The sequence below is a fragment of the Micromonospora sp. NPDC049230 genome, assembly GCF_040647875.1.
Taxonomy (GTDB): domain Bacteria; phylum Actinomycetota; class Actinomycetes; order Mycobacteriales; family Micromonosporaceae; genus Micromonospora.
Genome location: NZ_JBEZCZ010000041.1, coordinates 14,100 through 38,989, shown reverse-complemented (window position 1 = coordinate 38,989; position 24,890 = coordinate 14,100). Strand labels below are relative to the sequence as shown.

Here is a 24,890-nt window from a genome sequence, read left to right as displayed (position 1 = left end):
GCCGCTAGCTCAGGAAGTCGAGCAGTGCGGCGTTGACCGGCTCCGGCCGCTCCAGCGGCAGCAGGTGCGCGGCGTCCGGCACGTCGGGCATTCGTACCGCGCCGGGGACCTCGGCGGCGATCCGGTCGGCGAGTCGACTGATGTCCGGCACGTCCGCGGCACCGGCGGTGACCAGGACGGGGATCCTCAGCTCACCGAGGCGGCCGATCGCCGGTGGCGTCAGCTCGCCCACCTCGACCGCGCCGAGCGCCAGCTCGGCGGCGAGGGCGCGCTGGTCCATCTCCTGCGCGAACGCGAGCAGTTCCGGGTCGACGTCCTCCGGTCGGCGGGCCGGGCCCACCACCCAGAACCGCACCTCGCCGGCCGCCCCGGCGACGAAGTCGTCGGGATCGACCTCCCCGACCAGGCTGTCCCAGAGGTCGTTGGCCTCCTCGGACCACTCGTTGCCGGAGACCGCGGTGTCGAACAGCGCGAGCGCGCTCACCCGGTCGGGGTGGGCCAGTGCGGTGTCGATGGCGACCGACCCACCGAAGGAGCAGCCGACCAGGGCGGCCCGGGGCAGGTCGAGCGCGTCCAGCAGTCCGGCCACGTCGTCGTGGTGTGCGAACGGGGTCGGGGGCAGCTCCGAGTCTCCGTAGCCGCGCAGGTCCGGAACGATCACCCGGTGCCGGGCGGCGAGCGCGGGCAGCTGCCCCCGCCACATCCGTCGGTCGGCGATGCCGGCGTGCAGCAGCACGACGGGCGAACCCGTGCCGGCCTCGTCGTACGCGATGCTTGCTCCATTGACTGTGATCTTGTGCACGAACGGACCGTACGGATCGGCGAAGCGGTGCGCAAACGGGCGCTGAGACGTTGCTAACTGTGGCTAGCATTTTGCTTGCAAGAGCTAGCGCGGCCGGTTAGCGTCGCTGTCATGGCCACACCCAAGGACCTTCCCGACGTCGGCGGGTTCATCCGTGATCTGCGGCGCAACGCCAAGATCTCGCTGAGGCAGCTCGCCGAGCAGGCGGGGGTCAGCAATCCGTACCTCAGCCAGATCGAGCGCGGCCTGCGCAAGCCGAGCGCCGAGGTGCTTCAGCAACTGGCGAGCGCGCTGCGGGTGTCCACCCCCGCGATGTATCTGCGCGCGGGTCTGCTCGACGACAAGGAAGGCCACGGTGTGCTGGCCGCCATCGCCGTGGACGCCGACCTGACCATGGCCCAGAAGCAGTCGCTCAGCCAGATCTACGAGACGTTCCGCCGGGAGAACGCCCGGCTGGCCGAGGCCCGGGCCGACACCGAAGGCACCGGCGCGACCACCCCGACCGGCGCGACCACCCCGACCGATGTCGCCGACCCGCCCGCCGACGTGGCCAACCTGGCCGCCACCGGCCCCACCACCGCTGGCGGCACCCCGACCGAGGCCGCACTTGAGTCGGTTGCCGTCACCGAGGCGGGCGCCGCCCCCGCCCCACGCAGCACCAGCACCCCCGAGAAGAAGGCCGCCGAGGCGGCCGAAGAGGAGACGTCATGAGCGAGCCGAAGACCAACCGCATCCCCGCCCCGATCTACGCCGCCGCCGGTGCCGGTGAGTTGGCCATCGAGCACCTGCGCAAGCTGCCGGCGGTGGTCGGCGTCCTCGGCACCCGGGTCGTCGCCGACCTGGGCGGTCGGGCCGTGCTGACCGGCTTCGAGTTGCGGCAGAAGGCCACCGAGACGCTGCGTACCGCGAATGAGACGGCCGGGACGCTGCGCGACCGGGCGCAGGCCGAGCTGGACCTGGCCAAGCTCCGCGAGTCGGCCGACCTGGCCAAGCTGCGCGAGGTTGCCGACCTGGCCAAGCTGCGCGAGGTTGCCGACCTGGCCAAGCTGCGCGAGGTTGCCGACCTGGCCAAGCTGCGCGAGGTCACCGACCTCGACAAGCTGCGTGCCGCCGCGACCCGCAACGCCATCATGGTGTTCGCGGGCGCGCAGGCCGCCCAGGAGCGGGCCTTCGCCGCGTACGGTGCGCTCGTCGCCCGTGGCGAGCGGGTCGTCGGCGCCGGTGTGCTGGAGGCCGCCGAGACGGTCAACGCCGACATCGAGGCCACCCAGGCCGTGACGCCCGTCACCACGACCCCGGCCGCCCCGGCTGCCGCGCCCGCCGAGGTGCCGCCTCCGGCCGAGGTGCCGACCCCGGCCGACGTGGCCGAGATCGCCGAGGCCAAGCCGGCCGCCGTCAAGAAGGCAGCCCGTGCCCCGAAGGCCCCCAAGCCGACCGCGACCCCGTCGGCGAAGCTGCCCGGGGCCACCAAGCGGACCCGCCCGGCGGCCGAGTAGTTCGTGCGGTCGACGACCCCGGCGGCGTCCTTGTCGGACGTAGCCGGGGTCGTGGACATAAACTTGCCGGCATGGCCAACGCCGCGCCGATCTTCGCCTTCGCCGTCCGTGAAGTGATCCAGCTGATCCTGCTCGTCTTCGCGCTGATCGTCCAGGGTGTCGCCCTGGTGCACGCGATCACGCAGCGCTCCGACGCCTTCCCGGCCATCGGCACGCTACCCAAGGGTGGCTGGATCGCCATCCTGGCGGTCTGCCTCGTGCTCACCCTGCTCGGCTTCGGCCCGATCAGCCTCTTCGGACTTGTCGGCATCGCCGCCGGTCTGATCTACCTCCTCGACGTCCGAGTCGGCCTCCGCGAACTCGGTGACGGCAAAGGGTCCTGGTGAGAGGTTTCCGCTGGCCACCCCCACCGGACAGCGGCCCCCGCACCTGGGGTCCCGGCCCGGGTGGGCCGCGGACCGGCCGACCGGCGCTGCCGGAGCCGGAGACCGAGCTTGTCACCACCCCGCACGGCGTACGGCTGGAGCGGTTGGTCACCGGCACCGGTGACCCGGTCACCGTCTTCGCGCACGGGCTGGGCAACGGCATCGCCACCACCCGCCCGTTCGGCAGTGGAGTGACCGGCCGCAAGGTGTTCTTCCAGTTCCGCGGGCACGGCCGTTCCGATGCCCCGGACGGGCCGTGGGACTACCTGGACCTGGCCCGGGATCTGCGCGCGATCGCGGACCTCGGCGGGGCCAGTCGGGCGTTCGGCGCGAGCCTCGGCGCGGGTGCCCTCTGTCGCCTGCTCGCGGAGAGCCCGGAGCGATTCGAGAAGCTTGTCTTCTTCCTGCCGGCGGTGCTCGACGAGCCGCGCGGGCCGGTCGCCCACGAACGGATCACGGGTCTGCTGGAGGCGGTGGAGAGCGGGGACGCGTCGGCGGTCGCCGACGTCGTCTCCCTGGAGATGCCCGCGGTGGTGCGCAACACTCCGGCCGGCTGGGCGTACCTGCGGCAGCGGCTCGACCAACTGCTGCGCGACGGTTTGGCCGAGGGGCTGGCCACGCTCGGGGCGCAGACGTCGCTGCGCCAGATCGGTGATCTGGCGGCGGTGACCGCGCCGGCGCTCGTCATCGGCTGTGCGGGCGACGACCTGCATCCGGTCGAGGTCGCCGAGCGACTCGCCGCCGCGCTGCCGCAAGCCACCCTGCACGTGTACGACAGGCCCGGCGTCCTCTGGACGGAGCGCGCCGACCTGCGGGAGCGCATCGCCGGCTTCCTCAACGAGTAACGTGCCCTGTCATGGGCGTCACACAACATGGCCGCACGCACCGACTCGACCTCGCCGACCCGACCCTGCGCGAGTGGACCTGTACGGTCCTGCACGCCGACCCGGAGCAGGGCATCGTGCTGGACCGCTCGGCGTTCTATCCGGGCGGCGGCGGCCAACCACCAGACCACGGCGTGCTGCTGTGGCAGGGCGTGCAGACCCGGATCGTCGGCACCCGCAAGGGCGACGACCCCTACCTGATCCCCGCCGAGGGTGACCCGCTGCCGCCGGCCGGCACCGAGGTCGTCGGCGCGCTGGAGGACGAGCGCCGCAGCCGGCTGATGCGTACCCACTCCGGGCTGCACGTGCTCTGCGGTGTGGTGTTCCGCGACTTCGGCGCGCTGGTGACCGGCGGGAACATGGAACCGGGGGAGGCCCGGATGGACTTCAACCTCCCCGAGGTGCCACCGGGCTTCAAGAGCCGCATCGAGGAGTTGGTCAACGCCGAGGTGGCCGCCGACCGGGCGGTCGCCACGCGGGTGCTGCCGCGCACCGAGGCGCTGGCCCTGCCGGACATCATCCGGACCCAGTCCAACCTCATCCCGCCGGACGAGCAGGAGGTCCGCATCGTCGACATCGTCGGGCTGGACGTGCAGGCCGACGGCGGCACCCACGTGGCGTCCACCGCCCAGATCGGCAAGGTGCAGGTGGTCAAGGTGGAGAGCAAGGGGCGGGCCAACCGCCGGGTCCGGGTCAGACTTGTGGATTGACAAATTCGGACGTCGGTTGTCAGGTATTCCTGACAACGTCGCAGGCATGACGCAACCGCTCACAGGAAAGATCGCGCTCGTCGCCGGCGCCACCCGGGGTGCCGGACGGCAGATCGCGGTGCAGCTCGGCGCGGCCGGGGCCACCGTCTACGCCACCGGCCGCAGCAGCAGCGCCGGCCGCTCGGAGATGGACCGGCCGGAGACCATCGAGGAGACCGCCGAACTGGTCACCGCCGCCGGCGGCACCGGCATCGCCGTACGGGTCGACCACCTGGTGCCGGAGCAGGTCCGCGACCTGGTCGCCCGGATCGACGCCGAGCAGGGCCAGCTCGACGTGCTGGTCAACGACATCTGGGGTGGCGACCCGCTGGTCACCTGGGACAAGCCGGTCTGGGAGCAGCCGCTCGACGCCGGCTTCCGCACCCTGCGACTGGCCATCGACACGCACATCATCACCAGCCACTTCGCCCTGCCCCTGCTGATCCGCAGGCCCGGCGGGCTGGTGGTGGAGATGGGCGACGGGACCAAGGCGTACAACGACGAGAACTACCGGCTGTCGGTCTTCTACGACCTGGCCAAGGTGTCGGTCAACCGGCTCGCCTTCTCCCAGTCGCACGAGCTGAAGCCGCACGGCTGCACTGCGGTGGCGCTCACCCCGGGGTGGATCCGCTCCGAGGCGATGCTGGAGCACTTCGGCGTCACCGAGGAGAACTGGCGCGACGGCGCCGCCACCGACCCCAACTTCCTCATCTCGGAGACCCCGGCCTTCGTCGGCCGTGCGGTGGCCGCGCTCGCCGCCGACGAGGAGAAGGCCCGCTGGAGCGGCAGGTCCGTCGACGCCGGCACGCTGTCCAAGGTGTACGGGTTCACCGACCTCGACGGCAGCCAACCGGAGGGTTTCCGCTACATCACCGAGGTGGTCGACGCGGGTAAGCCGGCGGACGTCACCGGCTACCGGTAGAGCGCGCCCAGGCGGTCGGCCGCCTCGGCGAACAGTTTCCGCAGCTCGGGTGGATCGAGCACCTCCACCTCGGGGCCGAGCCCCAGCAGTTGGTGGTACGCCACCTGGACCGACTCGACGGGCAGCCGCGCCACCACCCGGCCCTGCCCGTCGGGCGGGCTGGCGGCGGCGAGCACCTCGTCGTACACGGTGGGGGCATCGACCAGGTGCCGGAGCTGGCGCAGGCCGGCGGGGCTGAGCCGGACGGCGACCTCGGCCCGCAGCATGGTCCGCAGGAACGACCCGGCCTGCTCGCGCCAGTGCCCGGCCAGGTCGAAGCCCTCGTCGCGGTCGAAGTGCTCCTCGCCCACCTCGACCCCGGTGACCCGGTCCACCCGGTAGGTGCGGGCGTCGTCATCGACGCGACCAACCAAATACCAGACCCCGCTCTTGAGCACCAGGCCGTACGGCTGGACCCGGCGGGTCACCTCCCGGTCGCCGCGCCGGTAGCGCAACTCCACCACCCGGTCCGTCCAGACCGCCCGGGCCAGCTCGGGAAGCCAGGGCGGTGGCGCGGTCTCCCGGAACCAACCCGGCACGTCCAGGTGGAACCGCTGCCCGGCCCGGGCCGGCGCGTCGCGCAGGGCGGGTGGCAGCGCGGCCAGCACCTTCAGCTCGGCGGACGCGACGGCGTCGGCGAGCCCCATCTCGCCGGCCGGCCCGGGCAGCCCGCTGAGGAAGAGCGCTTCCGCCTCGTCCCTGGTCAGCCCGGTCAGTCGGGTGCGGTAACCGCCGAGCAGGCGATAACCGCCGGCCCGACCCCGGTCGGCGTAGACCGGCACGCCCGCCGCGGAGAGCGCCAGCACGTCCCGGTAGACGGTCCGCTCGGAGACCTCCAACTCCCGTGCCAGCTCGCCGGCGGTCATCGAGCCGCGTGACTGCAACAGCAGCAGCAACGAGATCAGCCGGGACGCGCGCACCCGCCCATCCTGCCCCGCGCATCGTCGGGCGGATCCGATCACCGCTCGCTAGGCTGCTCGATCGTGGATGCCAGCAGAATCGCCAGCCCGGTGACCGGGGTCGTCGGACGCTTCCTCGCCGGGGCGGGGCTGCTCCTGCGCGGCCTGGGCCTCTACGTCCGCAGCCCGGGGTTGATGCTGCTCGGCATCGTGCCGGCGCTGATCTCCGGTGCGCTGTTCCTGGCCGCGCTCGCCACACTCGTGTACTTCGTGGACGACCTCGCCGCGCTCGTCACCCCGTTCGCCGACGACTGGTCGAGCACCTCCCGCAGCCTGGTCCGGGTGATCGCCGGGCTGGCCTTCCTGGGGGTTGGCGGCCTGCTCGGGGTGCTCACCTTCACCGCGGTGACCCTTGTCATCGGCGACCCGTTCTACGAGAAGATCTCCGAGCAGGTCGAGCAGCGGTACGGCGGCACACCCGGCGCTGTGGACGTGCCCTTCTGGTCGTCACTGCGCCGCAGCCTCGCCGACTCGGTACGGCTGGTGGCGCTCACGGCGCTGGTCGGGATTCCGCTGTTCCTCGCCGGCTTCATCCCGGTGGTCGGGCAAACTGTCGTTCCGGTCATCGGGGCGGCGGTGGGCGGGTGGTTCCTTGCCGTGGAGCTGGTCGGTGCGCCGTTCTACCGGCGGGGGATGCGGCTGCCGCAGCGCCGGACGATCCTGAAGGCCGACCGAGCCACCTCGCTCGGTTTCGGGGTGGCGGTCTTCCTCTGCTTCCTCATCCCGCTCGGCGCGGTGCTGATCATGCCGGCGGCGGTCGCCGGCGCCACCCTGCTGGCCCGTCGATCGTTGGGCCAGTCGATCGAGAAGGACTGACATGGAGATCACCCTGGTCGAGGGGGACATCACCACCCAGCGCGTGGACGCCGTCGTGAACGCCGCCAACTCGTCCCTGCTCGGCGGCGGTGGGGTCGACGGCGCGATCCACCGGCGCGGTGGACCGGCCATCCTGGCCGAGTGCCGGGCGCTGCGGGCCTCCCACTACGGCAGGGGCCTGCCCACCGGCCAGGCGGTGGCGACCACGGCCGGGGAACTGCCGGCCCGCTGGGTGATCCACACCGTCGGGCCGGTCTGGTCGGCCAGCGAGGACCGGTCGGCGTTGCTGCGCGACTGCTACGCCAACAGCCTGCGGGTGGCCGACGAGTTGGGCGCGTCCACTGTGGCGTTCCCGCTGATCTCGGCCGGCATCTACGGCTGGCCGCTCGACGACGCGGTCCGGCAGGCGCTGTCGGTGCTGCGCTCGGCCACGCCGGTCGCCGTCACCGAGGCACGCCTGGTGCTCTTCGGCGCCGACACCCACGCGACAGCTCGCCAGGTCTTCGACGCCGCCTGACGCCGATCCCAGCCACCGCCCTCGCCTCGATCAGGCCAGCTCGGCCAGGCAGGACCACTGGGACGTCACCGGTCGGTAGCCCAGTCGGGCGTTGATCGCCAGCATCGGCGCGTTCGCCTCGTCGTTCGAGGTGTACGCGACGCGTACGCCGTTGGCGGCCGCTCGGTGCAGCGCCGCCGTCTTGGCCAGCCGGGCCAGCCCGCGCCCCCGGTACGCCGGAACGCTGCCCGTGTAGTCCGACCACATCCGGTCACCGTCCCGCTTCACGAGGCTGAAGGCGACCACCACACCGTCGACCTCGGCGGCGACGCTGGCCGTCTTGTCCAGCCCGAGGTTGTCCCACACGTCGTACTGCCAGCTCTGGTAGCTCTTCGCGTCGACAGGCACGTCGTTCGGTTCGTCGACGGCCGAGGCCACATCCGCCGCGTACAGCAGGTGCGGGTCCACCTCGGCGATCGGACGCAGCCGTACCCCCGGGGGTGGCTCGGGCAGTGCCGGCGCCGGATTCAGGTCGAGCGCCGAGTAGCGAACCTCCCGGCTGGGCTCGTAGCCGTGTCGACTGGCGAACGGCAGCGCATCCGGCAGTGCCATGGCACGTACCCGGCGGACTCCCAACGGGCGGAGGTAGTCGGTCGCGGCGGTCAGCAGCGCCGTCCCGATGCCCCGCCGCCGGTGCTCCGGGTGCACGTGCAGCAGGTTGATGCCACCGACGTCCGCCGTCGAGGTCGTCCCGATGCGTTCGGCGGACACCCAACCGACAACGCGGTCGTCGGCCTCGGCGACGAACGCGGTCCAGGCCTCCTCGGGTGGCGGCTCGGCGATCATCTTCCGGGTCGACTCGACCCCGCGCACCAGGTACGGGAAGACCATCGCCCGCAGGGCCACCACACCCGGCGCGTCGTCCGGCTGCGCCACGCGGATCCGCATGTCAGGCCCCCGTCCGTACGGCGGCGACGGCCTCGACCTCGACGAGCTGGTCGGGGTAGCCGAGCACTGTGACGCCGAGCAGGGTGCTGGGCGGGTCGTGGTCGCCGAAGAAGTCGCGTACCACCTCCCAGACGGTCACCAGGTCGGCCTGCCGGGAGGACGCCACGTACACGGTGGTCTTGACGACGTCGGTGCGTGACGCACCGGCCGCGGCGAGGGCGGTCTGGAGGTTCGCCACCACCTGCCGAGCCTGTGCGGCGTGGTCACCCGGCGCGACGGTGCGACCCTCGGCGTCCAGGGGGCAGGCGCCGGCGGTGAAGACCAGTCGGGCGGGTGACTCGACGGTGGCCGCGTACGCGTATTCGGCGACGTCGGAGAGTGCGGGGACGCGCAGCAACGCGACATGTTCAGGCATGCCGGCGAGGCTAACGATAATCGCCCGCCGCAGCGAGGAGTTAAGCCCGTGCCCGGCACGTCGAGGAGGCAGCAACTTCAGGGGTGTTGGTGCCTCCGGGTGTCGTGGGGCCCCAACAACGGCGAAGTTGTGCGGATCTTGGCGCAGGCGCGCAGGCGCGCGGGTCCGCGGGACGCGGGCAGGTGCGCGGGCGGGCGCGACCGGTCAGGCGGAGGCGCGGCGGATCAGCTCGGTGGGGAGCATGACCGCCTGCTCGATCGTCTCCCCGGCGGCCAGCCTGAGCAGTTGACGGGTCATCCGCCGGCCGAGTTCCACTATCGGCTGCCGGACGGTGGTCAGCGGTGGCTCGGTGTACGCGGCGGTTTCGATGTCGTCGAAGCCGACCACCGCGACGTCCTCCGGCACCCGCCGGCCGGCTTCGCGCAGCGTCCGCAGGGCGGCGTGCGCCATCAGGTCGGAGGCGGCGAAGACGGCATCCAGGTCGGGGTGCTCGGTGAGCAGTTGACGCATCGCCGCCGAGCCGGACTCCCGGGTGAAGTCACCGACGGCGATCAGCTCGGGCAACCCCGCGTCGGCGACCGCGCTGCGGTAGCCGCTGAGCCGTTCGATGCCGGCGACCATGTCCTGTGGGCCGGCGATGGTGGCGATCCGCCGACGACCGCTGTCGATCAGGTGTCGGATGGCCGCGGTCACGCCGGCCACGTGGTCGACGTCGACGTACGGCACGGGCACGTCGCCGAGCGGCCGGCCGCTGACCACCACCGGAATGCCGAGCCGGGCGAGCGTGCCGGGCAGCGGGTCGGCACCGTGCAGCGAGGCGAAGAGCACCCCGTCGACGTGCCGGCCGGTGGTGTACCGCTCGACCCGGTGGTGCCCGGCCGGTGAGCCGGCGAGCATCAGCACCAGTTGCTTGTCGGCCGCCTCCAGCTCCTGGCTGACGCCTCGGATGATGCCGGGGAAGACCTGGTCGTCGGAGAAGACCCGGGTGGCCGCCTCCGGCATGACCAGGGCGACCGAGTCGGTGCGTTGGGTGACCAGGCTGCGGGCGGCGAGGTTGGGCACGTATCCCAACTCGGCGACGGCCCGGGTGACCGCCTCCCGGATCGGCTCGGCGACGGTGGTGGACCCGTTGACCACCCGGGACACGGTCGCCCGGGACACCCCGGCCCGCGCCGCCACCGCTTCGAGCGTCGGCCGTTGCGCCGTCGTCATCGTGCCTTCCCCCCGCTCGTCACAGCCCGTTCCGGGAAACACCCCGTGCCGCTGCGCCGGGTCGACGCGCCGCGTCCTGATTGTTTGCGGTGGCCCTCGGTTCGGTAGAGGTGTCCAGGAACGACCATACGAGAAGACCGCCACGGCAGATCGCCCCGCCGAGGGTGGCCGATACGGCACGCCCTGTCAAGAGAGCGCTCTCTCGCGTCCCGGCACCCGACCGCACGAGGGCGTCACCCGCCGGGGTGACGCCCTCGGTCAGAGCGAATCGATCACTTGGCCCGCAGGCCGTCCAACAGGGCACGATCGCCGGCAACGACAAGCGTGTCGAAGCTCACCCGACCCCAGAGCGCCAGCAGCAGGTCGCTCGCCGTGCCGCTGACCTGCGCCCGCGCGTGATGATCGTCGTGGTCGAAGATGGTCGCCGTGTCGAGCAGCGCCACCCCCTCACCGCGCAGCCGCAAATACCACTCCTGAGCCGCGTCGGTCGCGGTGAGCTGCACCACCCCGCGCCAGTCGCCAGGCGTCCGCCGCCGACCCGCCGGCAGCCAGGTGTCCAGCACCTCGCTCACCCCGTCGGCCGCGAGCTTCGCCTCCACCGGATCACCGGCGGCGATGGCGAGCTGGGCGTCCCACCTGTGCACAGCCGTCTCGTGCGCCATCCGACGCGGCCAGAAGCCGGCCTTCTTCGGCTGCGGGGCCCAGTTCCACGCCGGTGCCTCCGGGTCGAGCCCGTCGAAGACGGTCATCAGCTTGTCGTACCCCTGCTGCCACAGCTGGAGCGGGCTCACGCCCGGGTCCGCCGCAAGCTGGTCCCGGCGGGCCGGCTGAGCGGTCTGGCCGGACCCGGCGAACGACGAGACCCAGTGGTAGATGCCAGCGAGGTGCAGTGTGAGGTCGTTGACCGTCCAGCCCGGACAAGACAGAACCGGTGTCTCCGGCGGAGCCTCGGCCACCGCCGCCGCGAACGCCGGGCCCTCCGCTCGGAGCGCCCCGATCCAGAAATCCTTGCTGCCCTGCAGTCTGCTCATCGCCATCCTCCCGGGGGTGCCGGGCGACCAGTGGGTGCCGCGGCTATCAGTCAGCCTAAGGTGAAGGGCGTGCCAGACGCCTCCGCCCAGCCGACGACCGAAGCCGATCGTGCCATCCCTGGTCCACTGGCCAGCTACACCACTCTACGGATGGGTGGGCCGGCCGAGCGGATCGTGACCGCCACCAGTGCCGACGAGATCGTCCGGGCCGTCCGGGCCGCGAACGAGCCGGTCCTGATCCTGGCTGGTGGCAGCAACGTCGTGGTCGGCGAGCCCGGCTTTCCCGGCACCGTCGTGCTGGTGCGCTCCCGTGGCCTCGGCGTCGTCGCCGAGGACGCCGGGTCGGTCACGGTACGGGTTGACGCCGGCGAGCCGTGGGACGACCTGGTCGCCGCCACCGTTGCCAACGGCTGGGCCGGGCTGGAATGCCTCTCCGGCATCCCCGGCTCGACCGGCGCCACCCCGATCCAGAACGTCGGCGCGTACGGCCAGGAGGTCGCCGAGACGATCACCGGCGTCGAGGTGTACGACCGGGTCGAGAGCACCCGCCACACCATCCCCGCCGCCGACTGCGGGTTCGCCTACCGGGGCAGCATCTTCAAGTACCGGGACCGCTGGGTGGTGCTGTCCGTCGACTTCCGACTCACCCGATCCTCGCTCTCCGGCCCGGTGCGCTACGCCGAGCTGGCTCGTGCGCTCGGTGTCGAGGTGGGCGACCAGGTGCCGTTGGCGGACGCCCGAGCGGCGGTGCTGCGGCTGCGCGCGGGCAAGGGCATGGTGCTCGATGCCACCGACCCGGACACTCGTTCGGTCGGTTCCTTCTTCACCAACCCGGTGCTGGACCAGGCGACGTACGAGCTGCTGCTGGAGCGCTCCGCCGAGCTGGGCGACCCGCCCGCCTGGCCGGGAGCTGACGGCCTGGTCAAGGTGAGCGCGGCCTGGCTGATCGACAAGGCCGGCTTCACCAAGGGCCACCCCGGCGAGGGCGGAGTCTCGATCTCCAGCAAGCACACCCTGGCCCTGACCAACCACAGCGGCACGGCCAGCACCGGTGACCTGCTCACCCTGGCCCGAGACATCCGCGACACGGTGCAGGCCCGTTTCGGCGTGACCCTCCACCCCGAACCAGTCCTCATCAACTGCACCCTCTAACCCAAACCCAAACCACGCAACACCCACAACACCCGCTCTTGTCGATCAAGGAGTTGTGGTGGGGGATGTTTGCCCCTGTCGGGGTTAAAGCGCCCACCACAACTCCATGATCGACGCGGTCGGGGTGGGGTGGGGCGGGGTGGGGTGGGTGGGTTACGGGAGGGTGGGGAGGGGCCAGGGGAGGGTTAGTTCGCCCTGGCGCCAGCGGGTGGGGTTGTTCAGGACGGGCCAACCTGACTCGCGAAGACGCGTTACCGCTCGCAGCCAGCGTTGGCGGGGGCCGAAGGTGGCGTACGGGGCGGCGGCCTGCCAGGCGTCGTCCAGGGCGCGAATCAGGTCGTGCACCGGCTCACCGGGGACGTTGCGATGGATCAGCGCCTTGGGCAGCCGCTCGGCCAACTCGGCGGGGCTGCCCAGCGTGGTGAGCTTCGCGGCCAGGGTCAGCGTCCGAGGGCCGTCGGCGTCGATCAGCAGCCAGCTCGCGAGCCGCCCCAACTCGTCACACGTACCCTCCACGAGCACCCCGCCCGGGGCGAGCGCGGCGGTCATCGTCCGCCAGGCGTCCGGGACCTCGCTCTCGTCGTACTGTCGAAGCACATTGAACGCGCGGACCAGCACCGGCCGGAGCCCGGCCAACTCGAACCCACCCCGGGCGAACGTCAGGCCGGGCGGGTCGGCGGCCGGGGCCGCGGCGGCCACCCGGGCCGGGTCGATCTCCAACCCCACCAGCCGTACGTCGGGACGAACCCCCGCCGCCAGCCGAGCGCGCAGCTCCACAGCGGTCACCGGGTTGGCACCGTAGCCGAGATCGACCACCAGCGGGTCGGTCGCCGCCAACAGCCGGTCGGCGCAGGTGGCGACGATCCAGTTGTCCACCCGACGGAGCCGGTTCGGGTTGGTCGTCCCGCGTGTGACCACACCGAGCGGCCGACGCCGTGCCGCGCCGCTCACTTCGCACGCCGCCCGGTCGGCGTTCGTCCGCGACCGCGGGGCTCGCGAACCCGGCTCACTCCTCGGGCTTCACTGCGTTGTCTCTGTTCGCGACCGCGGGGCTCGCAAACCCGGCTCACTCCTCGCGCTTCACTGGCCGACCCGGTGCACCTTGTGCTGTGCGGCCTGCGCCCGCGGGCGGACCACCAGCCGGTCGATGTTGACGTGCTCGGGGCGGGTGGCGCACCAGGCGATGCAGTCGGCGACGTCCTCGGCGACCAACGGCCCCGGCACCCCGGCGTAGACGGCGGCCGCCCGTTGCGCGTCCCCCTCGAAGCGGACCAGCCCGAACTCCTCGGTCCGCACCATGCCCGGGTCGATCTCGATCACCCGCAGGGGCCGGCCGCACAACTCCAGACGGAGCGTGCCGGCGATGGCGGTCTGCGCGTGCTTCGCGGCGGTGTAGCCGCCCCCGCCCTCGTACACCGTCAGGCCGGCGGTGGAGGAGACCACCACGATGGTGCCGGAGCCGGACGCCTCGAGCGCCGGCAGCAGCGCCTGGGTGACCCGCAGCGTGCCGAGCACGTTCACGTCGTACATCCACTGCCAGTCGGCGACCGAGCCGGACTCCACCGGGTCCAGCCCGCGCGCCCCGCCGGCGTTGTTGACAAGCAGGGTGAGCGGCCCGGGCGCCTGGGCGGCGGCCTCGGCCAGCCCGGCCACCGACTCGTCCGACGTGATGTCGCAGGTCACGGCAGTGGCCTGCCCGCCAGCGGCGGTGATGTCGGCGACCAGGTCGGCGAGCCGCTCGGCGCGACGGGCGGCGGCGAGCACGTGGAAGCCCTCGGCGGCGAGTCGGCGGGCGGTGGCCGCGCCGATCCCGCTGGACGCTCCGGTGACGATGGCGACAGGGGTCATTGCGACATTGTCCCCCCGCCCGTCGGACCCCAGCGGACCGGGCGGGGCGGTCATCGATGGGCGTGCGGTGATGAGGTCCGTCACCCCCGGGACCCGCGCCGGGGAATTTCCGAAGCCCGATGGGGAAGATGACACCTGGCGTACAGGTTGACCGAGGAGCGCCGGTCGTGCGAGACGGCATCTACCGTGACAAAGGAGCGGATGTGGCGGAACTGCACACCGGTGTCGGGCGTCAGCGAGGTGCCCGACCGTGGCCCCGGCCTCGCCGAATCGCCACCCTCTCGGTGCACACCTCCCCCCTGCACCAGCCCGGCACAGGCGACGCTGGTGGCATGAACGTCTACATCCTCGAGGTCGCCCGGCGGCTCGCCGAAGCGAACGTCGAGGTGGAGATCTTCACCCGGGCCACCTCCGGCGACCTGCCCCCGGTCGTCGAGATGGCACCCGGGGTGCAGGTCCGACACATCACCTCCGGCCCGCTGGAGGGCCTCACCAAGGAAGAGCTGCCCGGCCAGCTGTGCGCCTTCAGTGCCGGGGTGCTGCGCGCCGAGGCGTCCCGCCCGCCCGGGCACTACGACCTGATCCACTCCCACTACTGGCTCTCCGGCCAGGTCGGCTGGCTGGCCAAGGAGCGTTGGGGGGTGCCGCTGGTGCACACCGCACACACCCTGGCGAAGGTCAAGAACGCCCAGCTCGCGGCCGGCGACCGGCCAGAGCCCAAGGCCCGGGTGATCGGCGAGGAGCAGGTGGTCGCCGAGGCGGACCGCCTGGTCGCCAACACCCGGGTCGAGGCCAGCGACCTCGTCGACAGGTACGACGCCGACCCGGCACGGGTGTCCGTCGTACAGCCGGGTGTCGACCTGGGCCGGTTCCGGCCCGCACCGGGCGACCGGTCCGCGGCCGCCCGCGAGGCCCGCCGCCGGCTGGGGCTTCCCGCCGATGGGTACGTGGTTGCCTTCGTCGGTCGGATCCAGCCCCTCAAGGCCCCCGACGTGCTGATCCGCGCGGTTGCCGCCCTACGCCAACGCGACCCGGCGCTGGCCGACCAGGTGACGGTGGTGATCTGCGGCGGGCCCAGCGGCAGCGGGCTTGACCGTCCGACCGCGCTGATCGAGCTGGCTGCCACGCTCGGTGTCGCCGACGGGGTGCGGTTCCTGCCACCGCTCACCGGGGACGACCTGCCGGCCCTGTACCGGGCGGCCGACGTCGTCGCCGTCCCCTCGCACAACGAATCGTTCGGGCTGGTCGCCCTGGAGGCGCAGGCCTGCGGTACGCCGGTGCTTGCCGCCGCCGTCGGAGGGCTGGTCACCGCCGTGCGGGATGAGGTCAGCGGCGTACTGATCGACGGCCACGACCCTGTCGACTGGGCCCGTGCGCTGGGCCGCCTGTTGCCGAACCAGGCGTTTCGGGCGGTGCTGGGCCGCGGGGCCGAGCAGCACGCCCGGCACTTCTCCTGGGACCGCACGGTCGCCGGCCTGCTCGGCGTCTACGGCGAGGCGATCGCCACGCACCGGGCCCGGCTCGCGGCCGATCTGGCGGGCAACCCGGCACTCTCCTGCTCCTGGTGACCGGGGGCGTCGCGTGACTCGGGTGTCGCCTGAGTGGGCGTCGCTTGAGCGGGTGTCGCCTGCGTGGGTGTCGCCTGAGCCGGCGTCGCCCGAGCGGGCGTCGCTTGGGTCGGGCGTTGCCTGACCGGGGGCGTCGCGTGACCGGGGGCGTCGCCGCCAACCGGTGCGCGGGCCGGGTCGGTCGTAGAGTGGGTCCGGTGAGCCCGAAGAGCGATCTTGAGACCCTGATCGAGTCGGTCTGTGCCGAGCGGGAGCTGGCCTGGGAGTCGACAGGCCCCGGCTCGTACGCGGTGACCCTGCCGGGCACACACAAACTCAAGACGGTCTGCAACCTGATCGTCGGCGAGCACGCGCTGCGAATCGAGGCGTTCGTGATGCGGCAGCCGGACGAGCGCCGCGAGGAGCTGTGGGCCTGGTTGTTGCAGCGCAACGCCCGGATGTACGGCGTCTCCTTCTCCACCGACGCTGTCGGCGACGTCTACCTGACCGGGCGGGTCAACCCGGCCGGCGTGGACGCCGACGAGTTGGACCGGCTGCTCGGTTCCGTGCTCACGTACGCCGACGAGTCGTTCGACACGATGCTGGAGATCGGCTTCGGCAGTTCGATCCGCCGCGAGTACGAGTGGCGGGTCAAGCGTGGCGAGTCGACAGCGAACCTGGCCGCGTTCGCCCATCTCTTCGAGCCCTCCGGCTCCGGTCCCGACCCAGCCTGACCCCCCGCGCCCCGCACCCCCCGCACCCGGCGCCCCGCGCCAAGATCTACGCAACTTCAACGATGTTGCTGCCTCCGGCAGCCGAGAGGCAGCAACATCCCTGATCTTGTGCGGATCTTGACGACAACGCCGTTGCGTGAGGTGGAGCGGCTGTTCGCGACCAGTGCTGCCTCGCCGATCATGGAGTTGTGGTGGGTAGCAGAACGACCGTAAAACCCCCAAAGTCGGCACCACAACTCCATGATCGACGGGCCGGGCCCAACCCGCTCCGCGCCGATGCCACTCGATCCTGGATCGAGCACGATCATGGGGAGTCGTCGGAGGTTCGGACTGCTCCTGACGGGTATGCCGCACCGCGCGGTGCGGCGAGGGACCCCCGCGCGCCGAGGACGGAGTGTCAAGGAGCGGAGCGTCCCATGGCTCAGCGGAACAGCTCAGGTCGCGGCGCGACTGCGACCAGGACGAAGCGACAGGCCGGCAACCAGACGCCGGGTACCCCGGGAGTCTCCGAGTCGGAGATCTCCCGCATGCGGGTGGACGACATCCGCGGGCAACTGCGTAAACGCGGGGTCTCCGGGATCTCCGCGCTGCGTAAGCCCGACCTGGTGAAACAGTTGGTCCGCTCGATGCGGGCCGGCGCGGGTCGCAGCAGCACCGGCCCGACGGGCCGGGCCACCGGCACCCGGGCGTCGGCGGGTCGTGCCGCCGCCACCAGGAAGTCGGCGGCCAGACCGGCGTCGAGCCGCGCGAAGGCCGCGCCAGCGAACAAGAGCGCGCCCGCGAAGCGGGCCGCCGCGACGAAGGCGACCGCCGCGCGGAAGTCGGCGGCGGCGAAGAGAGCGCCGGCGAAGAAGGCGACCGCGGCGAGGAGGACGACAGCGGCGACGTCGACGGCCGCCCGTAAGACGGCAGCCGCACGCAAGACCACGGCGGCCGGCAGGACGACGCCGGCCCGTAAGACGACGCCGGCGCGTACGACTGCGGCGGCCCGTAAGACGTCGCCGGCGCGTAAGACGACGACGGCCCGTACCGCGCCCGCGCGTAAGGCGCTGGCGAAGAAGGCACCGGCGCGGCCGGCGGCGAAGCGTGCGGCGCCCGCCACGCGCACCACCGCGAAGCGGGCGGCACCCGCGAAGCGCACCACGGCGAAGCGGGCGGCACCCGCCAAGCGCGCGGCGACCCCGTCGGTCAGCAGTGGCACGACGACAGGTGGGATCCGGACCGGGCGGGGTACCGGACGGTCGGTCCGCAGCTCGCAGGTCATCTCGTCGGTCCAGGATCGGCCGGAGCGGCCGGGGCGGAGCCTGATCACCACGAACCACGAGGTGATCCAGCGTTGGGCCCGGGAGCGTGGGGCCAAGCCGGCTACCATCGCGGGGACCGAGCGGGACGGCCGCGCGGGCGTTTTGACGTTCAACATCCCCGGTTATCGGGAAAGTAGCCGAATTCGCGAGATCACCTGGGATGAGTGGTTCTACACCTTTGACCTTCGCCGGCTGAACCTGATTTATCAGGAACAGTTGCGTGACGGCCGGCAGAGCAGCTTTTTCCGGACCGAGTCGCCCGATCGGGAGGACGGCTGAGGTGTTTGCGGGAATGGCTGACGGGTACGCGGCTGTTGCCAGAGACTGAGGCCCGAGCAGCGGATACTCGTCAGTTGTGACCGGCGAGACAGCCGTTCTGGGTTGAATCCAGAATCTGGGCGAACTAGCTTTATTGCACCGCGCCACGCTTGGAAACGTTCGGGGGAGCGGCGGATCGATCAGATCCGCGCACCAGGCGAGGCGCGAGGGGACGGGTGGACTTACCGTTGGGGGACGGTGCCCACCTGTTTGGACCGGCGGCTGAGCGGGCGACGCTTACGGGGGTGAGTGTTGCCCGCCGCCGCCGGCCCCACCGGCGGGCGCCCACCACGACCTCAGGGCCGTGGTGGGCGCTTTGCCGTGTTTCGCCGATCAGGCGCTCGGCACCGGGTCGGCCGACGGCGTCTGCTCCTGGCACAGCGTGGCGACGTGCCGCTCTCGGGGTGGTCCGGCGAGCAGATGCCCAACCGCGGCCGCCAGACCGAGCACACCCACCAGCAGCCAGTGCCCCTCACCGAGGTGTTGCAGGCTCACCCCGCCGAGGGTGGGCGCGACGAATGCCGCAGCCGGGAACGTCAGGTAGAAGACCGCCTGGTAGCGCGCGCGTAGCCGTGGCGGGGCCAGGTCGGCGTTGATCTGCGCGTTGGGCGGGGCGGCGAGCATCGAGCCGATCGTCCAGACCACGGCGGCGATCAGGTAGACGGCCAGTTCGTCGGCGATGGCGAGCGCCCCGAAGCCGAGCGCGAGCAGCGCGGTGGAGACGGCCAGCACGACGTCCTTGCGGTGCCTGTCGATCAGTCGGGGCACGAACAGCTGCCCGATCACGATCAGCGCGCCACCGAGCGCCACCACGAGCCCGTACGCCGACGGGCCCAGGCCGTCCGCGCGCATGGCCAGCGGCATGATCGTCGACGTCTGCATGGTGAGGACGGCCAGCACGAAGGTGAGCCCGACGAAGACCAGGAAGGTGCGGTCGGTGAGCGCGGTGTGCAGCCCCGGTCGACGGGGCCGGGTCGCCGGGGGTGTCGAGCTGTCGGCGGGTGGGGCGGCCAGCCGTAGGGTCTCCGGCACCTTCCAGCCGATCACCGCGGCGGCGGTCACTGTGGCGCCGGCGTCGACAAGGAACAGCGCGGTGAAGCTCGCCTCGGCCAGCACCCCGGCGAGCAGCGAGGCGACCGCCATGCCCAGGTTGAACGCCCAGAACTGGAGGTTGAACGCGCGGGAGCGGCGTTCGGCGGGCACCACGTCGACGATCGCCGCGACGAACGCCGGGCTGGGCATCGAGTGGACCACGCCGACAAGTGCGGAGAGCACCGCGATCAGGAGCAGAGGTTGGCTGAAGGCGAGTGCCACCATCAGGGCGGCCGTGGTCAGGTGCGCGGCGAGCAGTGTCGCCCGGCGGCCCCACCGGTCGGCGAGAACACCGCCGAGGAGCACTCCGGCCGCGCCGCCGGCCCCGTACGCGCCGACCACGGTGCCGGCCAGCCCGAGGCTCGCGCCGCGTACGTCGGTGAGGTAGAGCGAGAGGAACAGCATGGCGAACGCGCCGGCCCTGTTGATCAGCAGGCCGGCCCACAGATACCAGAAGGTGGCGGGAAGCCCGCCCGCGGTGTCGTGCCACAAGCGCCGCGGGCCGTGCACTCGTCCTCCATACAGTTCGCTTTCTTAACTGTTTCGAGTGCAGAGTAGGAACTCGGGCCGCCCCGGCGCCAGTCGTCAGGCGGGTTGCGGCGTCCGGCTGGTGTCGACAGGTGCCAGCGCCTCGCCGGAGCGGCGCAGCGCGTCGGCCCGCCGCTCCCGGGCCGGGCCGGACACCAGGTGGGCCACGGCGGTCAGTACGCCGAGCGCGGCGCAGCCGTACCAGAGCGTGTCGTTGCCGGCGTGCTCGCGCACCAGGCCGCCGAGGATCGGTGCGCTGGCCCCGGCGATCTGCCAGGACAGGGAGAACACGCCCTGGTAGCGACCGCGCAGCTCGGCCGGGGAAAGCTCGGCGATCAGCGTGGAGTTGGACGGCGAGTTGAGCATCTCGCCGACCGTCCAGATCAGCACCGTCAGCCCGTAGAACCAGGGGGTGCCGGCGAACGCGGTGAGCCCGAAACCGACGCCCATCACCACGGATGCCAGGGCGAGCACGTGGGAGCGGCTGCGACCCCGGATCAGTCGAGGCACGAAGAGTTGGCCGACCACGATGAGGATCCCGTTCAGCGCGATCACCGAGCCGTAGGTGGCCGGGCTCAGGCCGTCGTCGCCCATGGCGATCGGCAGCATCGAGATGTGCTGGAGGAAGACCAGCGCGGTGAAGAGGTTGAGTGCCACGAAACCGAGGTAGACGCGGTCGGTGAGGATCGTGCGCAGTGCGCCGCGCGGACCCGCGGTGGTGGCGGTGGCGGTGACCGAACGGGCCTGCCGGGTCTCCGGCACCCGGGTGAAGATGATCAGCGCGGTGACCAGCATGGTGCCGGCGTCGACAACGAAGAGCAGCAGGTAGTCGGCCTGCGCGGCGAGGCCGGCGAGGACCGCGGCGCAGGCGAAACCCAGATTGATCGCCCAGTAGTTGAGCGAGAAGGCGCGCAGTCGGTCCTTCGCCGGCACCACGTCGATCATCATGGCCCCGAACGCGGGCCGGGCCGCCTCGGCGAACATGCCGAGCAGCAGGGCGCCCAGCGCCACCGCCCAGAGGTCCCGGGCCAGCCCGAGGCCGAGCATCATGGCGGCCGCGCCGACGTGCGCGGTGAGCAACGTCGGTCGGCGGCCCCACCGGTCCGCGAGGGTGCCGCCGGCGGTGGTGCCGAACGCGCCGCCGACACCCCACAGGCCGATCACCAGCCCGGCCTGCGAGGCCGAGAAGCCGCGTTCCTGGGTGAGGTAGATGGCGAGGAAGACGAGGACGAACGAGCCGAGCCGGTTGATCAGGGTGCCGGACCACAGGTACCAGAAGGTGGTCGGCAGGCCGCCGGTGGTGTCCCGGAACCAACTCCGCATCGTCCGCATTCGGCGCCCCGCTTGCAAGTAATGACCGCTATGACTGTTGTGCCTTACAACCCTAGTGGCGGGGTGATCCGCTGGTCACCCGCTTTTTCACGTGGTGGTCGTCACGACGGCTGCCCGCGTGTCCCCGAGGCGGTTGAGGCAGGATGATCCGCATGACTGCGAGCGAAGGGCCCACCGTCGGGACGCTGGTCCTGCTTCGACACGGTGAGAGCGACTGGAATGCCAAGAACCTCTTCACCGGCTGGGTCGACGTCGACCTGACCGAGAAGGGCGAGGGCGAGGCGCGACGTGGCGGCGAGCTGCTGCGTGAGCACGGCCTGCTGCCGGACGTCGTGCACACCAGCGTGCTGCGCCGCGCGATCCGCACCGCCGAGCTGGCGCTCAACGCCGCCGACCGGCACTGGATCGCCGTGCGCCGGTCGTGGCGGCTCAACGAGCGGCACTACGGCGCCCTGCAGGGCAAGAACAAGAAGCAGACCCTCGACGAGTACGGCGAGGAGCAGTTCATGCTCTGGCGCCGGTCGTACGACACGCCGCCGCCGCCGATCGACGACAACGACGAGTGGTCGCAGGTCGGCGACCCCCGCTACGCGCTGCTGCCGACCGAGCTGATGCCGCGTACCGAATGCCTCAAGGACGTCGTCGAGCGGATGCTGCCCTACTGGTACGACTCGATCGTGCCGGACATCCTGGCCGGCCGGACGGTGCTGGTGGCCGCGCACGGCAACTCGCTGCGCGCCCTGGTCAAGCACCTCGACCAGATCTCCGACGAGGCGATCGCCAAGCTCAACATCCCGACCGGCATCCCGCTGCGCTACGACCTCGACCCGCAGCTACGCCCGCTCACCCTGGGCGGCACCTACCTCGACCCGACGGCGGCGAAGGAAGCTGCCGCCGCGGTCGCCAACCAGGGCCGCTGAGCCGATGACGAAGGCCCCCGGGATTCCCGGGGGCCTTCGTCGTGCCGGGGAATCAGGTCGCCGAGGTGGTGCTCTGCCCGGTGATCAGGTAGATCACGTGCTCGCCGGCGTTGACCGCGTGGTCGGCGAAGCGCTCGTAGAAGCGGCCCAGCAGGGTGGCGTCGATCGCCGTCTCCACCCCGTACGGCCAGTCGTCGCCGAGCAGCACGGCGAACAGGTTCTTGTGCAGCTCGTCCATGGCGTCGTCGTCACGGTCCAGCTCGCCGGCCAGGTCGGCGTCGGGCTTCGCCAGCACCGAGCCGATCTTCACGGCCATCCGGTCGGCGATCTCGGACATCTCGGTGAACACCGTCCGCAACTCGGCTGGCACGGCGGGGGAGGGGTGCCGGCGCAACGCGGTCTTCGCCACGTGCTCGGCGAGGTCGCCCATCCGCTCCAGATCGGCCGCCACGTGCAGCGCGGTGATCATCGCCCGGAGGTCGGAGGCGACCGGCGCCTGTCGGGCGAGCAGGTCACAGACCCGCTCCTCGACGTGTCGGTAGAGGTCGTCGATCTCGGCGTCCCGCTCGATGACCGTCTCGGCGGCCTGCCGGTCGGCGGTGAGCAGGGCCCGGGTGGCCTGGCGCATAGCGGCGCGGACGCCCTCCGCCATATCCACCAGCAGTTGGCTGACGATCTGGAGGTCGGCCCGGAACTCGTCGCGCATCATCACGTCCTGTGGTCGGTCGCCGCCGACGGGTGCCGGCGCAGGGGGTTGAGCAGGTGCGACGCCAACGGTATGGGGCGCGGGCGGACCGCGGATGAACCACGGTGAACGACGCCAGACGTGGGGGTGAACACTTCTGGAAGTGCGGGTGGTTCGTCCCGTTCTGTGTGGTAGCCAGGTTAACAATGCCCCTACGATCGCCGGGTGGAGTGGGCGGTGGCGGTCGTGGTGGCCGTGGCGTTGGTGGCCGGGTTGGCCGCCGGTCTGCTGCTGCCCCGGTTCCTGCCCGCGCGGGACGGTCGCTCCACGTCGACGGGCGGCGCGAGCCCCCGCTGGAGCAGGGGGAGGCCCGCGATAGCCGACGAGCAGCAGGCCGGGCTCGGCCGCCGGACGATCGACTCGCTCCGGGCCGGTGTCGTGGTACTGGACAACGACGACGTGCCGGTGCTGATCAACCCGGCCGCCCGTGCGATGGGGCTTCTGCGTACCGGCAGCACCCCCGGCTCGATCGCCGCGCACCCGCTGATCCGTACCCTTGCCGGACAGGTGCGACGCACCGGGGTGCGGCGCGAGATCGAGCTGGACCTGCCCCGGGGTCGCGACAGCGCGGGGGAGAACCCGCTCGGCGTGCACCTGCGGGCGATGGGTCTGGGCAACGGGTTCATCGCGGTGGAGGCGGTCGACGTGACCGAGTCGCACCGGTTGACCCGGGTGCGACGCGACTTCGTGGCCAACGTGAGCCACGAGCTGAAGACCCCGATCGGGGCGCTTCAACTGCTCGCCGAGGCGTTGCTGGACGCGACCGAGCCGGCCGACGCGGCGGCGCCCGATCTCTCCGAGGACCTGGTGGCCGCGCGCCGGTTCGCCGAGCGGATCCAGCACGAGTCGACCCGGCTGGGTCGGCTGGTGCAGGAGTTGCTGGAGTTGACCCGGTTGCAGGGCGCCGAACCACAACCACCGCCCGAGCCCGTCGCGCTGGACTGGGTGATCGCCGAGGTGATCGACCGGACCCGCACCACTGCTTCCGCCCGGGGTGTCGAGGTGACAGTGGACGGCCAACGGGGCCTCACCGCGTACGGCAGCGACTCCCAACTCGCCACGGCGGTGGCGAACCTGGTGGAGAACGCCATCAACTACTCGGGCGAGGACACCGCGGTGCGGGTCACCCTGCGAGGTGACGACGAGCACGTCGAGGTCGCCGTCGCCGACCAGGGCATCGGCATCGCCCCCACCGACGTGGAGCGGATCTTCGAGCGGTTCTACCGGGCCGACCAGGCCCGTTCACGGGCCACCGGCGGCACCGGGCTCGGCCTGGCGATCGTGAAACACATAGCGAGCAACCATGGCGGACGGGTCGAGGTGTCGAGCACTCTTGGTGGTGGATCGACGTTCACCCTCCGGCTGCCCGCCAGCCCACCGGACGACCTGCTGGCGACACTGCCGCCGGTTGGGATCGAGTCCGGTCCGGCTGGGCTACGGCAGGTCTGACAGCAATGAAAGGAAATCCCCGTTGAGCCGCGTTCTGGTGGTCGAGGACGAGGAGTCGTTCTCCGACGCCTTGTCGTACATGCTCCGTAAGGAGGGCTTCGAGGTTTCGGTCGCTGCGACCGGCACCGATGCCCTCACCGAGTTCGACCGGACCGGCGCCGACATCGTGCTGCTCGACCTGATGTTGCCCGAGATGTCGGGGACCGAGGTCTGCCGCCAGCTGCGGCAGCGGTCGGCCGTACCGATCATCATGGTCACCGCCCGGGACAGCGAGATCGACAAGGTGGTCGGGCTGGAGATCGGCGCCGACGACTACGTCACCAAGCCGTACTCGCCGCGGGAGCTGGTCGCCCGGATCCGGGCGGTGCTGCGCCGGCAGAGCCCGGAGGTGGCCGAGGCGGGCGCTCCGACGCTGGCCGCCGGCCCGGTGCGGATGGACATCGAACGGCACGTGGTGACCGTCGAGGGCGGGGCCGTGCAGCTGCCGCTGAAGGAGTTCGAGCTGCTGGAACTGCTGCTCCGTAACGCCGGCCGGGTGCTCACCCGCGGCCAGCTCATCGACCGGGTCTGGGGCGCCGACTACGTCGGTGACACCAAGACGTTGGACGTGCACGTCAAGCGGCTGCGTTCCAAGATCGAGCCGGAGCCGTCCGCGCCGCGCTTCATCGTCACCGTCCGGGGCCTGGGCTACAAGTTCGAGCCGTGATCGGCGTACCCGAAGGGGGTC

General features: G+C 71.7%; 26 protein-coding genes. 15 read left to right on the top strand and 11 right to left on the bottom strand.

Going from position 1 to position 24,890, the window contains the following annotated elements; all coding sequences use genetic code 11:
* Positions 1-4 precede the first annotated feature (4 nt).
* Positions 5-802: an alpha/beta hydrolase gene (locus AB0A95_RS27720; RefSeq protein ID WP_357558669.1), complete on the bottom strand. Its 798-nt coding sequence runs from the start codon at positions 800-802 to the stop codon at positions 5-7.
* 111 nt (positions 803-913) lie between these two features.
* Between AB0A95_RS27720 and AB0A95_RS27715 the strand changes: the two genes are divergently transcribed.
* The 6 genes from AB0A95_RS27715 to AB0A95_RS27690 all read left to right on the top strand — a co-directional run bounded on the left by AB0A95_RS27715 (position 914) and on the right by AB0A95_RS27690 (position 5,278).
* Entirely contained in the window at positions 914-1,513 is a 600-nt protein-coding gene (locus tag AB0A95_RS27715) for a helix-turn-helix transcriptional regulator (RefSeq protein ID WP_357558668.1), read from the top strand.
* Positions 1,510-2,298, top strand: a complete 789-nt coding sequence (locus tag AB0A95_RS27710) for a hypothetical protein (protein WP_357558667.1) — start codon at positions 1,510-1,512, stop codon at positions 2,296-2,298. Before AB0A95_RS27715 ends, AB0A95_RS27710 begins: the two co-directional genes overlap by 4 nt.
* 71 nt (positions 2,299-2,369) lie before the next feature.
* On the top strand, positions 2,370-2,684 hold the full coding sequence (locus AB0A95_RS27705; RefSeq protein ID WP_357068255.1) for a DUF2516 family protein: 315 nt from the start codon (positions 2,370-2,372) through the stop codon (positions 2,682-2,684).
* Positions 2,681-3,568, top strand: a complete 888-nt coding sequence (locus AB0A95_RS27700) for an alpha/beta hydrolase (protein ID WP_357558666.1) — start codon at positions 2,681-2,683, stop codon at positions 3,566-3,568. The genes AB0A95_RS27705 and AB0A95_RS27700 overlap by 4 nt, the downstream gene beginning before the upstream one ends.
* 11 nt (positions 3,569-3,579) lie before the next feature.
* On the top strand, positions 3,580-4,317 hold the full coding sequence (locus AB0A95_RS27695; protein WP_357558665.1) for an alanyl-tRNA editing protein: 738 nt from the start codon (positions 3,580-3,582) through the stop codon (positions 4,315-4,317).
* A gap of 46 nt (positions 4,318-4,363) precedes the next feature.
* Positions 4,364-5,278: an SDR family oxidoreductase gene (locus AB0A95_RS27690; protein ID WP_357558664.1), complete on the top strand. Its 915-nt coding sequence runs from the start codon at positions 4,364-4,366 to the stop codon at positions 5,276-5,278.
* Here the strand turns inward: AB0A95_RS27690 and AB0A95_RS27685 are convergent.
* Positions 5,269-6,237, bottom strand: a complete 969-nt coding sequence (locus AB0A95_RS27685) for a WYL domain-containing protein (RefSeq protein WP_357558663.1) — start codon at positions 6,235-6,237, stop codon at positions 5,269-5,271. The genes AB0A95_RS27690 and AB0A95_RS27685 overlap by 10 nt on opposite strands.
* 63 nt (positions 6,238-6,300) lie before the next feature.
* On the opposite strand from AB0A95_RS27685, the gene AB0A95_RS27680 reads away from it, so the two are divergent.
* Positions 6,301-7,092 (top strand): EI24 domain-containing protein, encoded by a 792-nt coding sequence (locus tag AB0A95_RS27680; protein WP_357558662.1) that lies wholly within the window; start codon positions 6,301-6,303, stop codon positions 7,090-7,092.
* A gap of 1 nt (position 7,093) precedes the next feature.
* A complete protein-coding gene (locus tag AB0A95_RS27675; protein ID WP_357558661.1) occupies positions 7,094-7,609 on the top strand; it encodes an O-acetyl-ADP-ribose deacetylase in 516 nt (171 codons plus the stop codon).
* A 30-nt stretch (positions 7,610-7,639) separates the two neighbouring features.
* Here the strand turns inward: AB0A95_RS27675 and AB0A95_RS27670 are convergent, their stop codons facing one another.
* The 4 genes from AB0A95_RS27670 to AB0A95_RS27655 form a co-directional block, all read right to left on the bottom strand.
* The gene (locus AB0A95_RS27670) at positions 7,640-8,536 is read right to left on the bottom strand and encodes a GNAT family N-acetyltransferase (protein ID WP_357558660.1); all 897 of its coding nucleotides are present in this window, start codon (positions 8,534-8,536) and stop codon (positions 7,640-7,642) included.
* 1 nt (position 8,537) lies between these two features.
* Positions 8,538-8,951, bottom strand: coding sequence for a RidA family protein (locus AB0A95_RS27665; RefSeq protein WP_357558659.1), 414 nt, complete (start codon positions 8,949-8,951; stop codon positions 8,538-8,540).
* Between the two features lie 204 nt (positions 8,952-9,155).
* Positions 9,156-10,163, bottom strand: a complete 1,008-nt coding sequence (locus AB0A95_RS27660; RefSeq protein ID WP_357558658.1) for a LacI family DNA-binding transcriptional regulator — start codon at positions 10,161-10,163, stop codon at positions 9,156-9,158.
* A gap of 272 nt (positions 10,164-10,435) precedes the next feature.
* Positions 10,436-11,194, bottom strand: coding sequence for a maleylpyruvate isomerase family mycothiol-dependent enzyme (locus AB0A95_RS27655; RefSeq protein ID WP_357558657.1), 759 nt, complete (start codon positions 11,192-11,194; stop codon positions 10,436-10,438).
* Positions 11,195-11,263: 69 nt separating this feature from the next.
* On the opposite strand from AB0A95_RS27655, the gene AB0A95_RS27650 reads away from it, so the two are divergent.
* A complete protein-coding gene (locus AB0A95_RS27650) occupies positions 11,264-12,346 on the top strand; it encodes a UDP-N-acetylmuramate dehydrogenase (protein ID WP_357558656.1) in 1,083 nt (360 codons plus the stop codon).
* 153 nt (positions 12,347-12,499) lie between these two features.
* Here AB0A95_RS27650 and AB0A95_RS27645 read toward each other — a convergent pair whose 3' ends face one another.
* Both AB0A95_RS27645 and AB0A95_RS27640 read right to left on the bottom strand, forming a co-directional pair.
* Entirely contained in the window at positions 12,500-13,297 is a 798-nt protein-coding gene (locus AB0A95_RS27645) for a class I SAM-dependent methyltransferase (RefSeq protein WP_357558655.1), read from the bottom strand.
* Positions 13,298-13,426: 129 nt separating this feature from the next.
* Entirely contained in the window at positions 13,427-14,194 is a 768-nt protein-coding gene (locus tag AB0A95_RS27640) for an SDR family oxidoreductase (protein WP_357558654.1), read from the bottom strand.
* A gap of 203 nt (positions 14,195-14,397) precedes the next feature.
* Here AB0A95_RS27640 and mshA point away from each other — a divergent pair, with 203 nt between their 5' ends.
* The 3 genes from mshA to AB0A95_RS27625 all read left to right on the top strand — a co-directional run bounded on the left by mshA (position 14,398) and on the right by AB0A95_RS27625 (position 18,058).
* Entirely contained in the window at positions 14,398-15,762 is a 1,365-nt protein-coding gene (gene mshA, locus AB0A95_RS27635; RefSeq protein ID WP_357558653.1) for a D-inositol-3-phosphate glycosyltransferase, read from the top strand.
* Positions 15,763-15,959: 197 nt separating this feature from the next.
* Positions 15,960-16,475, top strand: coding sequence for a YbjN domain-containing protein (locus AB0A95_RS27630; RefSeq protein ID WP_357558652.1), 516 nt, complete (start codon positions 15,960-15,962; stop codon positions 16,473-16,475).
* 626 nt (positions 16,476-17,101) lie between these two features.
* Positions 17,102-18,058 carry a hypothetical protein gene (locus AB0A95_RS27625; protein WP_357558696.1) on the top strand — a complete coding sequence of 319 codons (957 nt, stop codon included), beginning with the start codon at positions 17,102-17,104 and terminating at the stop codon, positions 18,056-18,058.
* A gap of 372 nt (positions 18,059-18,430) precedes the next feature.
* On the opposite strand, the gene AB0A95_RS27620 is transcribed toward AB0A95_RS27625, so the two are convergent.
* Both AB0A95_RS27620 and AB0A95_RS27615 read right to left on the bottom strand, forming a co-directional pair.
* Positions 18,431-19,699 carry an MFS transporter gene (locus tag AB0A95_RS27620; protein WP_357558651.1) on the bottom strand — a complete coding sequence of 423 codons (1,269 nt, stop codon included), beginning with the start codon at positions 19,697-19,699 and terminating at the stop codon, positions 18,431-18,433.
* Between the two features lie 75 nt (positions 19,700-19,774).
* Positions 19,775-21,049 (bottom strand): MFS transporter, encoded by a 1,275-nt coding sequence (locus AB0A95_RS27615; protein WP_357558650.1) that lies wholly within the window; start codon positions 21,047-21,049, stop codon positions 19,775-19,777.
* A 152-nt stretch (positions 21,050-21,201) separates the two neighbouring features.
* Between AB0A95_RS27615 and AB0A95_RS27610 the strand changes: the two genes are divergently transcribed.
* Positions 21,202-21,969 (top strand): phosphoglyceromutase, encoded by a 768-nt coding sequence (locus AB0A95_RS27610; protein ID WP_357558649.1) that lies wholly within the window; start codon positions 21,202-21,204, stop codon positions 21,967-21,969.
* 52 nt (positions 21,970-22,021) lie between these two features.
* Here the strand turns inward: AB0A95_RS27610 and phoU are convergent, their stop codons facing one another.
* The gene (gene phoU / locus AB0A95_RS27605; RefSeq protein WP_357558648.1) at positions 22,022-22,675 is read right to left on the bottom strand and encodes a phosphate signaling complex protein PhoU; all 654 of its coding nucleotides are present in this window, start codon (positions 22,673-22,675) and stop codon (positions 22,022-22,024) included.
* A gap of 204 nt (positions 22,676-22,879) precedes the next feature.
* Between phoU and AB0A95_RS27600 the strand changes: the two genes are divergently transcribed.
* A complete protein-coding gene (locus AB0A95_RS27600) occupies positions 22,880-24,163 on the top strand; it encodes an ATP-binding protein (protein ID WP_357558647.1) in 1,284 nt (427 codons plus the stop codon).
* Between the two features lie 22 nt (positions 24,164-24,185).
* A complete protein-coding gene (locus AB0A95_RS27595) occupies positions 24,186-24,869 on the top strand; it encodes a response regulator transcription factor (RefSeq protein WP_039906992.1) in 684 nt (227 codons plus the stop codon).
* The last annotated feature ends 21 nt before the right edge of the window (positions 24,870-24,890 follow it).